The organism is Sphingomonas sabuli, from assembly GCF_014352855.1.
GTDB classification, from domain to species: Bacteria; Pseudomonadota; Alphaproteobacteria; order Sphingomonadales; family Sphingomonadaceae; genus Sphingomicrobium; species Sphingomicrobium sabuli.
Genome location: NZ_CP060697.1, coordinates 910,281 through 922,915, shown reverse-complemented (window position 1 = coordinate 922,915; position 12,635 = coordinate 910,281). Strand labels below are relative to the sequence as shown.

13 protein-coding genes are annotated in these 12,635 nt (G+C 66.3%); 7 read left to right on the top strand and 6 right to left on the bottom strand.

Annotated elements, in window-relative coordinates:
• Positions 1–3: 3 nt before the first annotated feature.
• Complete coding sequence (locus H8M03_RS04625; protein ID WP_187480571.1) at positions 4–1,092, bottom strand: phosphatase PAP2 family protein; 1,089 nt, start codon at positions 1,090–1,092, stop codon at positions 4–6.
• Positions 1,093–1,296: 204 nt separating this feature from the next.
• Between H8M03_RS04625 and H8M03_RS04620 the strand changes: the two genes are divergently transcribed.
• The 3 genes from H8M03_RS04620 (at position 1,297) to H8M03_RS04610 (ending at position 2,442) form a co-directional block, all read left to right on the top strand.
• Positions 1,297–1,461 (top strand): Flp family type IVb pilin, encoded by a 165-nt coding sequence (locus H8M03_RS04620; RefSeq protein ID WP_187480570.1) that lies wholly within the window; start codon positions 1,297–1,299, stop codon positions 1,459–1,461.
• 168 nt (positions 1,462–1,629) lie between these two features.
• Positions 1,630–2,052, top strand: a complete 423-nt coding sequence (gene ndk, locus H8M03_RS04615) for a nucleoside-diphosphate kinase (protein ID WP_187480569.1) — start codon at positions 1,630–1,632, stop codon at positions 2,050–2,052.
• A 3-nt stretch (positions 2,053–2,055) separates the two neighbouring features.
• Positions 2,056–2,442 carry a VOC family protein gene (locus H8M03_RS04610; RefSeq protein ID WP_187480568.1) on the top strand — a complete coding sequence of 129 codons (387 nt, stop codon included), beginning with the start codon at positions 2,056–2,058 and terminating at the stop codon, positions 2,440–2,442.
• 3 nt (positions 2,443–2,445) lie between these two features.
• On the opposite strand, the gene cls is transcribed toward H8M03_RS04610, so the two are convergent.
• The 3 genes from cls to purM are packed head-to-tail and all read right to left on the bottom strand — an operon-like array spanning position 2,446 to position 5,552.
• A complete protein-coding gene (gene cls, locus H8M03_RS04605; RefSeq protein WP_187480567.1) occupies positions 2,446–3,879 on the bottom strand; it encodes a cardiolipin synthase in 1,434 nt (477 codons plus the stop codon).
• Between the two features lie 46 nt (positions 3,880–3,925).
• A complete protein-coding gene (purN, locus tag H8M03_RS04600; protein WP_187480566.1) occupies positions 3,926–4,495 on the bottom strand; it encodes a phosphoribosylglycinamide formyltransferase in 570 nt (189 codons plus the stop codon).
• Positions 4,488–5,552 carry a phosphoribosylformylglycinamidine cyclo-ligase gene (gene purM / locus H8M03_RS04595; protein ID WP_187480565.1) on the bottom strand — a complete coding sequence of 355 codons (1,065 nt, stop codon included), beginning with the start codon at positions 5,550–5,552 and terminating at the stop codon, positions 4,488–4,490. The genes purN and purM overlap by 8 nt, the downstream gene beginning before the upstream one ends.
• A gap of 64 nt (positions 5,553–5,616) precedes the next feature.
• Between purM and H8M03_RS04590 the strand changes: the two genes are divergently transcribed.
• A complete protein-coding gene (locus H8M03_RS04590; protein WP_187480564.1) occupies positions 5,617–6,942 on the top strand; it encodes a heavy-metal-associated domain-containing protein in 1,326 nt (441 codons plus the stop codon).
• Positions 6,939–7,556, top strand: coding sequence for an HdaA/DnaA family protein (locus H8M03_RS04585; protein ID WP_187480563.1), 618 nt, complete (start codon positions 6,939–6,941; stop codon positions 7,554–7,556). The genes H8M03_RS04590 and H8M03_RS04585 overlap by 4 nt, the downstream gene beginning before the upstream one ends.
• On the opposite strand, the gene rnd is transcribed toward H8M03_RS04585, so the two are convergent.
• Entirely contained in the window at positions 7,553–8,740 is a 1,188-nt protein-coding gene (rnd, locus tag H8M03_RS04580) for a ribonuclease D (protein ID WP_187480562.1), read from the bottom strand. The two genes, H8M03_RS04585 and rnd, sit on opposite strands and share 4 nt — an antisense overlap.
• A 113-nt stretch (positions 8,741–8,853) precedes the next feature.
• On the opposite strand from rnd, the gene aspS reads away from it, so the two are divergent.
• Both aspS and H8M03_RS04570 read left to right on the top strand, forming a co-directional pair.
• Positions 8,854–10,626, top strand: coding sequence for an aspartate--tRNA ligase (aspS, locus tag H8M03_RS04575; RefSeq protein WP_187480561.1), 1,773 nt, complete (start codon positions 8,854–8,856; stop codon positions 10,624–10,626).
• Between the two features lie 36 nt (positions 10,627–10,662).
• A complete protein-coding gene (locus tag H8M03_RS04570) occupies positions 10,663–12,042 on the top strand; it encodes an MFS transporter (protein WP_222931899.1) in 1,380 nt (459 codons plus the stop codon).
• 28 nt (positions 12,043–12,070) lie between these two features.
• On the opposite strand, the gene H8M03_RS04565 is transcribed toward H8M03_RS04570, so the two are convergent.
• Positions 12,071–12,628 carry a hypothetical protein gene (locus H8M03_RS04565; RefSeq protein ID WP_187480560.1) on the bottom strand — a complete coding sequence of 186 codons (558 nt, stop codon included), beginning with the start codon at positions 12,626–12,628 and terminating at the stop codon, positions 12,071–12,073.
• Between the last annotated feature and the right edge of the window lie 7 nt (positions 12,629–12,635).

The following is a 12,635-nucleotide window of genomic DNA, read 5'->3' as shown; positions in this document are numbered from 1 at the left end:
AGGCTAGGCCAGTGCGGGTGCCGACGCCGGTTCGGCTGACGGCTCGCCAATGGCCTGATCGGCCGCCGCATATCCAGCCCGCCGCAGATAGGCGCCCGCCGCCCACCAGATCGCGGCCATGCCGGCCCAGGCGACCAGCCCGTCGACCAGATAATGCCACCCCAGGTGCACGGACGCGACGAGGATGATCAGCGCGTAGAGCGCCGTTCCGTAACGATAGAGCGGGCGCCCGTTCCACAGCGCGAGCGCATAAAGCATGGTGATCGCATTGTGCATCGACGGCATTGCCGAAATGCCCATGGCAAACCCGTAATTTTCGGTGACGTGCGCGTTCCACAGCGTCGATTGCCACATGACGGCATTGAGCGGCGACGCGCCCGACCCGGCACCGCGCAGCCGGTCCATGAGCGGCTGGAAATCGGCCCCGCCGTCGGCTCCGATCGACAATGCGTAGCAGGGGCCGGCCGACGCAAGGCCATAGGCCCCCGCGACGCCCAGGATCAGCCATGCGGCGCCGAAGCTTAGCAGGAAGCGGGCCCGTTTGACCGGGCTGGAACAGGCCGCGACGATCACTGCGAAGAACAGCAGCGGCACCCACAAGGTATAGATGGCGTCGAGCACGCGCGTCGCGGCGGTAGTGGCGAAGATGCCGTGGGTTATCTCCCACGGCGCAACCCCGCCAAGGAGCATCCGGTCGGCACGGGCAAAGGCGCCGTCCCAGTCGAATTCGCGATAGAGCGGCAACAGCATCTTCATCGCGCCGAACGCGCCCATCAGGACGATCGTGCAGGCTGTACCGATCAGCGATGCGGCCACCAGCGTCGGGGAGCGCATGTGCGCGCCCGCGACCTTGCCCATCGTCTTCAGCGGCGTCGGGTCGCGGCGGATGGCGAACACCAGGGTCAGCACGGCTGCGGCCCCGCACAGAGCAAGGATTCCGAGCAGCGCGGTCGCTTTTGAATATTCGAGGACGATGTCCGCCGCCGACACACCGGTTCCGGCGGTAATCCACAGCGCGCACAGGAAACCGATGGCAGTCAGGCCGGCAAGCGGCCCGCACCAGATCAATTCGCGCCGGGCGGATGCCCACATTAACTCGGAAGCAAACATCGCGGGCGATAGTATCGGCGCGAAGTTAACAGCCGGTTTTTCGCCGCCAAAAAGTTAAAATCGCGAAACCGGCCACTTTAAGAGTTTCTCAACTGTCTCGGGCCTAATCCTCTGGGCAACCTACGCGAAACACTTTGAGCGCAGGTGGGGGAGTTACCTCCCAGTGGAACCTAGAGGAGACCGGAAATGGCCAAGTTTCTCAAGCTGATTAAGAACGAAGAAGGTGCGACCGCCATCGAGTATGGCCTGATTGCAGCCCTCATCGCCGTTGCGGCGATCGGTGCGATGTCGGGTATCGGCACCTCGCTGAACACGACGTTCACGAACGTTTCCGACGCGCTCGACGGCTAAGCCGAACGAGTAAGTCGAAGAGGGCGGCGGTGCCGGAAGGCGCCGCCGCCTTTCTTTTGTCCTCAGCAGACGGGCTCGCCGCCTTCGACGCGGCACTTGCCGCGACCAGCGCCTGCCGCTAGGCGCTGCGGCCAATCCCAACCCCCGTTTGCAGGAGACCGTCCGGCCATGGCCGTCACGCGCACCTTTTCGATCATCAAGCCCGATGCCACCCGCCGCAACCTGACCGGCGCGGTCACCAAGATGCTGGAAGATGCGGGCCTCCGCGTCGTCGCGTCGAAGCGCATCCACATGTCCAGGGAACAGGCCGAAGGTTTCTACGCCGTCCACAAGGACCGCCCCTTCTTTGGCGAACTGGTCGATTTCATGATCAGCGAACCTGTCGTCGTCCAGGTGCTGGAAGGCGAAGACGCCGTGAAGCGCAACCGCGACGCCATGGGCGCGACCAATCCCGCCGAAGCGGCGGACGGCACGATCCGCAAGGAACATGCCCTGTCGATCGGCGAAAATTCGGTCCACGGTTCGGACAGCGACGACAACGCCAAGATCGAGATCGATTATTTCTTCCAGCCGGAAGAAATCGTCGGCTGACGCATGGGCGTCCGGGTCGATCATCTGACGATCCTCGTCTCCGACTGGGCGGCGTACCGCGCCCATTACGGGACGCTCCTGCCCATCGCCGGCTTCACCCAGGTCAACGATCGTATCTGGACCGACGGCGATGGCTTCTTCCTCCAGTTCGGGGAAGCAAAGCCGGGGACGACGCCCTACGAACGCTATGGAGCGGGCCTCAACCATTGGGGCATGGCCATGCCCAGCGTGGAGGCCGTCGACCGCCTGCGTGACCGGTTGATCGAGGCCGGGCTGGATATCCAGCCGGTGCAGGAGCTGGGCGGGTCGCATGCGCTGTTCATCCCCGATCCCGACGGTCTGCGCGCCGAATTCACCTACACGCCGCCGGGGATGGACCCGGTCGACTGACGTTCAGAGTAGCGGGCTCATCATCGCCAGGAAGTTGCACCACAGCCGGTCTAGCGGGCTGCGGTTGGCCATTTCGTCCGCCGTCACCTGCACGCAATCGGCAAGGTAGCTGTCCTGCCGGCTGCGCATCGTCCGCGCGAAGACAGCGTTGGCGAACAGGATGTTATTTTCAAAGTTCAGCTCGAAGCTGCGCCGGTCGAGGTTGGCCGACCCGACCAGCCCGACCCGATTGTCGGCGATCATCGTCTTCGCGTGCAGCAGTCCGCGGGTGTACAGCTGGATCTCCACCCCGGCCTCCAGCAGCTCGAGGAAATAGCTGCGGCACGTCGCGGCTACGATCCGGCTGTCGATGCGCTTGGGCAGGATCAGCACTACCCGCACCCCGCGCTGCGCCGCAGCGGTTAGCGCATACATCAGCAGTTCGTCCGGCACGAAGTACGGCGTGGTGACGACCAATTCCTGTTCCGCGGCGTGAATCAGCTCGGCAAAGGCCGTCTGCATCGCGTCGAAGCGCAAGGTCGGTCCCGTGCCGATGACCTGCGCGACGATATCGCCCGTCCGCTCCGGCTCCGGCCCCTCCAGCAGTCCGCTAAGGTCGTCGCCGCCCTCGCTCATCCAGTCCGACGCGAACAGCAACTGGCAGTGCCGCGCAATCGGTCCTTCCCAGCGCGTCATCACGTCGACCCATGGCGCGAAGTGCGGCTTGATCCGGAATTCCGGGTCGGCGGCGTTCTGGCTGCCGACCCAGGCGATGCGGTTGTCGACAATCAGCGACTTGCGGTGATTGCGCAGGTCGACCCGGCCGCGGATCACGGTTTCGATCACGTTGCGTAAGGGCAGGGCGCGGCGGGCCTGCGCGCCCGATTCGCAAAGTTCCTGCCAATGATCCGTTCCGATGAACGCGCGCGAGCCGAGTGCATCGGCGATGACCCGCACCTGCACGCCGCGCCTGGCAGCGCGAATGAAGGCGCGCTGGATCTTCATGCCGCTGGTGTCGTCGAGCCAGATGTAGAAACTGGCGTGGACGGTCGATCGGGCGGCGTCGATGTCGGCGCACATCTGGTCGACCGCTGCAACGCTGTCGGCGGCCAGAGTCGCCGAATTGCCGCCGACCGGATTGAGGTCATTGATGCTCCGCGCCAGCGCGAACGGCGCGTAATGCGGTCCACCTTGCAGCGTGCGGTGCGCTTCCGAATCGCCGGGCGGGCGGGGCAGGCAGCGATCGATCTCCCGCCCGCGTTCCTTGCGGCGAATGCTGACCCGCGCTTCGCCGACGAGCAGGTAGGCGAGCACGCCGATCACTGGAACGGCGATGATGGTCAGCACCCAGGCCAGGCGCGCCGCAGGCTCGCGGTGCGGTCGCAGGATGGCACGCACGAGCGTCGCGGCAACCGCCAGGAACAGCACGGCGGTAGTCAGGATGTGCAGCGGCTGCATCGGCGACAATGCGGCATAGTTCAGCCGCGCTGTCCAGTTTTGGGGGCTAGGCGATGCTCGCCTTGACGAACGCGGACAGAGCGCGCGGGTAAAGCTGGTGTTCGGCCGCCAGCACGCGGCTGGCGAGCGCGTCCGCGTCGTCGCCGGGCAGGATGGGCACTTCGGCCTGCGCGATGACGTCCCCGGCGTCGAGCTCTTCGGTCACCAGGTGAACGCTGCATCCGCCTGCCGCGTCGCCGGCCTCGATCGCTCGGTTATGCGTGTCGAGCCCGCGATACTTGGGCAGCAGGGACGGGTGGATATTGACGATCCGGCCGGCCCATCGCCGGGTGAAGTCGCCGCTCAACAGCCGCATGAACCCGGCCAGCGCGATCATCCCGACGCCATGGTCGGCCAGCGCCTCGTCCAGAAACGCCTCCCATTCGGGCTTGGCAACGCCGCGCGTGTCGAGGGCCCAGGTGGCCAGTCCGCGACCCTCGGCCCAGGCAAGGCCGGCGGCTTGCGGCTTGTTGGACGCGACCAGCACGACGTCATAGCCGTCGGCCTGCTCGACCAGCGCCCGCATGTTGCTGCCTCGCCCGGAAATGAGCACGGCAACCCGCCGTGCGTCAGGCATCGTGGCTGGCCGTCCAGTCCTTGGAAGACGCCCAGCTGCCGGCCGCACCGCTGACCGTGCAGCCGCGTTGGCCCGCGACGATCGTGCCGATGACACGGGCTTGCTCGCCCGCCTGTTCCAGCCGAGCGACGACCGCGTCCGCGTCCGCCTCCGCGACGATGGCCACCATGCCGATCCCGCAGTTGAAGGTGCGCGCCATTTCTTCCGGCGCGACCGCGCCGCCATCCTGCAACAGCTGGAACAGCGGCGGAAAGTCCCACGTGGCAACGTCGATCTCGGCGCGCGCGCCTTCGGGCAGCACCCGCGGCACGTTTTCGAGCAGGCCGCCGCCGGTGATGTGGGAAAGACCGTGCACCAGGCCGTCGCGGACCAGCGGCAATAACGGCTTGACGTAGATGCGTGTCGGCCGAAGCAGCGCTTCGCCATGGTCGTGCAGGTCCAGGCCGGAGTCGGCAATGATCCGCCGGACCAGCGAAAAGCCGTTACTGTGCACGCCCGAACTGGCGATCCCGACGATGACGTCGCCCGGGGCGACCTTGCTTCCGTCGAGCAATTCGCCGCGTTCCACCGCCCCGACGCAGAAGCCGGCCAGGTCGTAATCGCCTTCGGCGTACATCCCCGGCATTTCCGCCGTCTCGCCGCCAATCAGCGCGCAGCCCGCCTGCTTGCACCCCTCGGCAATCGATTCGACAACCGCTTCGGCGATGTCCGGACGCAGCGAGCCGGTCGCGAAATAATCGAGGAAGAAGAGCGGTTCGGCGCCCTGCACGATCAGATCGTTTGCGCACATGGCGACCAGATCGATGCCGACCCCGGCATGGTTATCGAGGTCGATCGCCAGCTTGAGCTTCGTGCCGACCCCGTCATTGGCTGCGACCAGCAACGGATCCTTGAAACCCGCTGCCTTGGGATCGAACACGCCGCCGAAGCCGCCAAGCTCCGCATCGGCGCCGGGACGGGCGGTCGAACGCGCCAGCGGGCCGATTGCCTTGACCAGCGCATTGCCGGCCGCGATCGACACGCCGGCGTCGGCATAAGTGAGGGGCTTTTTTGCCATTGGGCAGCCGCCTAGCCACAAGCCGCTTGGATTTCCACGCCGTTCTCGCCAAAAGCCCACTGCAATGGCTCGCCGCCCGATTTTCCTTGCTGCAATCCTGGCGCTCCTCGGCATCGTCGCCGCAGGGGGCGTCTATGCGCAGATGGAGGCGACCGAGCGCGGCATTCCGCCTCTCGACAGTTCCGGGACGCTGGAGATCGGCGGGCTGCACGTCGATGTCGGCGGCAAGACCCCGCAGGAATCGCGCTACGCCGGCTGGCGCGTCGCGCAGCGGCTGGGCTTCAAGAAACTGTGGGCCAAGAGCCACAAGCTGCCCGAATCGCAGGCACCGAACCTGTCGGACGCGACGCTCGACACGATTGTCTCCTCGATCATCGTCGAACGCGAACAGATCGGCCCAAATCGGTACATCGCGGATCTGGGCATCCTGTTCGACCGGGCGCGGGCAGGCGAATTGCTGGGCATCGGCGGGCAGACCCGCCGGTCGCAACCGATGCTGCTGATCCCGGTGACGATTACCGGCGGTTCGGCAACCAGCCTCGAATTGCGCAACCCGTGGCAGCGGGCCTGGGCCCAGTTCCGCACGTCGCAAAGCGCCATCGACTATGTCCGGGTTAGCGGGCAGGGCGTCGATCCGCTGCTCATCAACGCCGCGCAGGCGCGTCGCCCCGGCCGCGGCTGGTGGCGCAATATCCTCGATCTGTACGGTGCAGCCGACATCCTCGTCGCCGAGGTCAACGTTCACCGCCTGTATCCCGGCGGGCCGGCGCGCGCGCGCTTCATCGCGCGCCACGGGCCCGACGGCGAAATCGTCGGCGGATTCGAACTTACCGCCCCGAACAGCGCCGCCATTCCGCAAATGATGGAGCGCGGGGTCCAGCAGATGGATGCGCTGTTCACGACAGCTTACGACGCCGGCGCGCTGGCCCGTGATTCGAGCCTCAACCTGCCCGAACCGCCGCCGCCACCGCTTGAAGAGGAAGTGGCGGAGAAGAAGGCGAAGGCCGCGCCTACGACCTATCGCATCGGCGTCACCGCTCCCAACGCGGCAACGTATAACAGTGCCTTTGCCCACCTGCGCGCCGTGCCGGGCGTTGCAAGGGTCGACCAACTCAACATTGCGCTTGGCGACACCAGTTACTTCAACGTCAGCTATCGCGGGGATGTCGGGCGGCTGGTCGCGATCCTCACCTCTCGCGGATGGGGCGCCGAAGTCAGCGGCGGCCAGGTTCGACTGTTCGTCCGGCGGCCCGAACCGCCGGCGGAACAGCGGCCCGCGCAACCGCAGCCGCAGCCGACGCAGCCGCAGGCTCCGGCCAACCAGACCGAGCCGTCCGCGGCCCTTCGCGTGCCCGCCACCGGGTCGTCCGAACGGGCGGAACTGGGGTGAGCGCAGGCAGGGAGCAAATCGCGCTCCCGCTCGACTGGCCGCAAAGCCAGGGGGATTCGCGCCTGATCGTGACGCCTGCCAACCGGGCCGCGTTCGATCATTTCCGCACCTGGAGCATGTGGCCGGTCAAGGCGACCCTGCTGACCGGTCCGCGCCGTTCGGGGCGCAGCTTGCTGGCGCGCAGCTTCGTCGAGCGCGTGCAGGGAAAGCTGGTCGACCAGGCGGAGCGGGCCGACGAGGAAGAGCTCTTTCACGCCTGGAACGCGGCCCAGGAAAGCGGCCGGCCGCTGGTGATGATCGTCGACCAGGTGCCTCCCGCCTGGGACATTGCGCTGCCCGACCTGCGCACCCGTATCGCGGTGACGCCAGTGGCCCGCGTGGAGGACCCGGACGATGCGATGTTCCAGGCGCTGATCGAACTGCATTTCGCGGACCGCGGCCTGCACATCCCGCGCGAGGCGCTGCGTTTCATGGCCGAGCGGCTGCACCGCGATTACTGGACGGCGGAACGGGCGGTTGAGATCGTCGACCGCTTCGCGATCGCGGAACGGGCGCGGCTCAGCCTGCCGACGGTCCGCAAGGCATTGATCGATGCGGGGACGATCGACGGCTAGGCCGTCGGTTCTTCGACCTTTTCCGCCAGCCGGCTCATCTTGAGCTTGCCGTTCTCGATCGCGAAACCAAGCCGCCCTTCGACCAGGTCGAGGGCATCGCGGCCGAATTCCTCGAACCGCCAGCCCGACAGCATCTTGAGGTCGCGCACCCCGGCGGCGAGCGATTCGAGATCGTCGCTGCGCGCGATCAGCTTCGGCGCGACGCCCGATTCCTTGGCCCGAATCTTGAGCAGCAGCTTGAGCAGGTCGCTGACCAGCGCGGCGTCCTTGGTCAAACCCGGGCGGCGTGGCTCCTTGGACGGCATTTCGTCCTGGCCGAGCGGCTCGGAAACGGCCAGCGCCTCCATCAGCCGGACGCCGATATCGTTGGTGCGCCAACCCGCGGACAGGCCGCGAACCTTGCCCAGATCGTCCTGCTTCTTGGGCGGATGAGCGGCCAGTTCGACCAGCGTATCGTCCTTGACGATCCGGCCGCGCGGAATGTTCTTGGTCCGCGCCTCGGTCTCGCGCCAGCCGGCCAGGGCCTTCAACCGCCCCAATACCGCCGGGTTGCGGCTGGGCAGCCGCAACCGCTTCCACGCGTCTTCCGGCGGGAAGGCGAAGCTGGACGTATCGGACAGGCGCTCCATCTCCTCGTCCAGCCAGCCGCCGCGCCCGGTCTTCTTCAATTTCTCGAGCAGCCGCGGGAAGACCTTGGACAAGTGCGTGACGTCGGCGATCGCGTAATCGATCTGTCGCTTGTCGAGCGGCCGCCGGCTCCAGTCGGTAAAGCGCGCGCCCTTGTCGAGACTGTGGCCTAGCATCGATTCGATCAGGTTCGAATATCCCACCTGTTCGCCATGCCCCAAGGCCATCGCCGCAACCTGCGTATCGAACAGGGGCACGGGCACCTTGCCGGTCAGGTTATGGATAATCTCCAGATCCTGGCTGCCGGCGTGGAAGACCTTCAGCACTTCGGGATTGTCGACCAGCAGGTCGAGCAGGGGGGTGAGGTCGAGACCTTCCGCCAGCGGATCGATCGCCGCCGCTTCCTCGGTGGACGCGATCTGGATCAGGCACAGTTCGGGCCAATAGCTGTTTTCGCGCATGAACTCGGTGTCCACGGCGACGAACGGGTGCTTCGACAACCGCTCGACCAGTTCGGTAAGCGGGGCGGTCTGGGTGATTAAGGGGTGAATTTTCATGAGTGTTGCGGCGCCCATAGCGCGCCCTGACGCCTTGACAAAGTGGTAGCTGACTGGCGAAGCGCTCCACCGAATTCCCCGGCACTATCACACCCTTCGGAAGCTGACCCATCATGCACGCCTACCGCACCCATAATTGCGCCGAACTGCGCGCCGCCGACGTCGGCAAGACGGTGCGCCTGTCCGGCTGGATCCATCGCCGCCGCGACCACGGCGGGGTGCTCTTCATCGACCTGCGCGACCACTACGGGATCACGCAGATCGTCGCCGACGAGGATAATCCGGTGCAGGGGTTGCTCGATTCGCTGCGGGTCGAGTCGGTCATCACGGTCACGGCCGAGGTCGTCGCCCGTTCGGGTGAGGCGGTGAACCCGAAGCTGCCGACCGGCGAGATCGAACTGGTCGCGCGTGAGGTGGAGGTGCAGTCGAGCGCCGCGGAGCTGCCTATGCCGGTGGCGGGCGATGCCGAATATCCGGAGGAGACCCGCCTTCGCTATCGCTATCTCGACCTGCGCCGCGATCGGCTGCACGCCAATATCCTGCTCCGCTCGGCGGTCATCGCGTCGATCCGGCGGCGCATGATCGACCAGGGATTCACGGAATTCCAGACCCCGATCCTGACCGCCAGCAGCCCCGAAGGCGCGCGCGACTATCTGGTGCCCAGCCGGGTTCATCCGGGCAAATTCTACGCGCTCCCGCAGGCGCCGCAGATGTTCAAGCAGCTGATCATGGTCGCCGGCTTCGACCGCTACTTCCAGATCGCGCCCTGTTTCCGCGACGAAGACGCCCGCGCCGACCGCTCGCCCGGCGAATTCTACCAGCTCGACTTCGAGATGAGTTTCGTCACGCAGGACGACGTGTTCGCGGCGATCGAGCCGGTGCTGGCCGGCGTGTTCGAGGAATTTGCCGACGGCCGCGAGGTCACCCAGGGCGCCTTCCCGCGCATTCCGTACAAGGAAGCAATGCTGAAATATGGCTCTGACAAGCCGGACCTGCGCAACCCATTGCTGGTCCACGACGTCGGCGGGCATTTCACCGGATCGGGCTTTGGCCTCTTCGCCAAGATCGTCGATGGCGGCGGCTTCGTCCGCGCGGTCCCGGCGCCCGGCACTGCCGACAAGAGCCGCAAGTTCTTCGACGACATGAACGACTGGGCCCGCGGCGAAGGCTATGCCGGCCTTGGCTACGCCACCCGCAAGGGCGGCGAATGGGGCGGCCCCATCGCCAAGAACCACGGCACCGAAGGCATGGACAAGCTGGCCGACGAAATGGGTCTTGGCCCTGACGATGGCATCTTCTTCGCGGCCGGCAAGGAAGCGGAGGCGGCCAAGCTGGCCGGCGCAGCGCGGACCCGCGTCGCCGAGCAGCTCGACCTGATCGAACAGGGCGCGTTCCGCTTTTGCTGGATCGTTGATTTCCCAATGTATGAATATGACGAGCAGGCGAAGAAGATCGACTTCAGCCACAACCCCTTCTCGATGCCGCAGGGTGGGCTGGACGCGCTGGAAAGCAAGGACCCGCTCGATATCCTCGCCTGGCAATATGACATCGTCTGCAACGGGGTGGAGCTGTCGTCCGGCGCGATCCGGAACCACCGCCCGGACATCATGTACAAGGCGTTCGAGATCGCCGGCTATTCGAAGGCTGAGGTGGACGAAAATTTCTCCGGCATGATCAACGCCTTCAAGTTCGGCGCCCCGCCGCACGGCGGCTCCGCGCCGGGCATCGACCGGATCGTCATGCTGCTGGCGGACGAACCCAACATCCGCGAGGTCATCCTCTTCCCGATGAACCAGAAAGCGGAAGATTTGATGATGAACGCCCCCGCCGAAGTGCCACAAAAGCACTTGCGCGAATTGTACCTGAAGCTGGTCGACCCGAGCTAGCGGGAACGTTCGCCCGCGCGAATCTTTCGGTATCGCGTGACGGCCCGCAAGAACGATCCTTCGAGCGGGCTCCCCCTACCGCAACGCTACTGGTCCGCCGCGGCTATCTGGCTGGCGCTGGCCATGGCAGTGCTCGACAGTGCTATCGCCAACGTCGCGCTACCGACCATCGCGGCCCAGCTCGGCGCCTCTCCGGCGACCTCGGTATGGGTGATCAACAGCTACCAGCTTGCGATCACGATGCTGTTGCTGCCGCTGGCCGCGCTTGGCGACCGGATCGGGTATCGGCGGGTCTATATTCCCGGCCTGGCGCTGTTCATCGTCGGATCCCTGGCCTGCGCCCTGTCCGGCAACCTCGAATTGCTGATCGCCGCGCGCGTGTTCCAGGGGATTGGCGCGGCCTGCATCATGAGCATGAACGCTGCGCTAGTGCGGGCGACTTATCCGGCTTCCATGCTTGGCCGGGGGATCGGCTACAATGCGCTGGTCCTGTCGATTTCCGCTGCTGCCGGGCCAACGCTTGCAGCCGCCATCCTCAGCGTTGCCGATTGGCCCTGGCTGTTCCTGATCAACCTGCCGTTCGGCTTTGCCGCGATGGTGCTGGGGTATCGCGCCCTGCCGGCGACCGTCGGCACCGGCGGGCGCTTCGATCCGTTGGCAGCTGCTCTTGTGGCGGCGACGATGGGTCTCATCGTGTTCGGTGCGGAAACCGCCACCCGAAGCGGCCTTTGGGCCGGACTCGCGATGGTCGCAGCGGGCGTCGGCGCCGGGGTGCTGCTGGTCCGCCGGGAACGCGGCTCGGCCACGCCGTCGTTCCCGGTCGACCTGCTGCGTAACCCCAACTTTTCCATGTCCATCGCCACATCGACCGTCTGCTTTGCAGCGCAAATGATGACCTTCGTCACCCTGCCGTTCCTGTTCCAGTCGGTGATGGGCAAGAGCGTGTTTGAAACCGGCCTGCTCATGACCCCATGGCCGATCGCGCTGGGCATCGTCGCGCCGTTCGCCGGCCGGTTGGCCGACCGCATCCGTCCGGGCCTGATCGGCGGCGTCGGGCTAGGCTTGCTGGCGTTCGGACTGCTGTGCATGGCCCGCCTTGGCCCGGACCCGAGCGCGTTCGCCATCGCCTGGCGCATGGCGCTATGCGGTGCCGGCTTCGGGCTGTTCCAGTCGCCCAACAACCGGACCATCATCAGCTCCGCGCCGGTCGCGCGGTCGGGTGCGGCGGGGGGTATGCTGGCGACCGCTCGGCTGCTTGGACAGACGATCGGCGCGGTCGCCGTCGCGGCGACGTTTCACCTGGCCGGTGTCGAGGCCGGGCCCGGCCTGCTCTTGGCCGCTTCGATCGCGGCGGCGGCCGCTGCAGGCTTGAGCCTCCTGCGCCTACGCCTACCGCGTCAGCCGGTCGAAGCCTGATTGCCGCCTTGGCTGGAAAGCCGAAGCCCTAATCGCTGTCGGTACAAAGCACGTCGGCGAGGAAGTGGCGGCCTTCGAGCCGCTGCAGGCGCGCGTAGGGGGAGTTGCGCCAACCCTTGGCGCGGCAGAATTCCACCGCTGCCTTCGTCATTGCCTCGGCCGTCCCGCCGGCAACCTCGATGCGGTTGCCGTTGTCGCCGGGGACGATGAAGAATTCACTCGAATAGCCGCGCAGCGACGCTTGCCCGCCGGCCGCGATGGTGGCGTTGACCTGCGTTTCGGTCAGCACGGGCGCCACCGGACGCGCCGAACGCACGCTGATGATGGTCGAATTGTCCGATCCGCTGAACTGCTTGCAGTCGGTGAACGTGTTGCCGCTGCACAGCTCCCAGCTCTGGCCCTCGGGAATCTTGATGCTTTTGGCGACAAACGCCGGGTCGATCGGCCGGGTCGCCCCCGACATGCGATAGGCATAGCCGCGGAAATTGGTGCTGCTGTACAGCACGGCTTCGCCCGGTTGCTGCGCGACGGCCCCCGCCGGCACCGCTGCGGCGATCATGGCGACCGCCAGTTTGACCCGCTTCATCACTGCC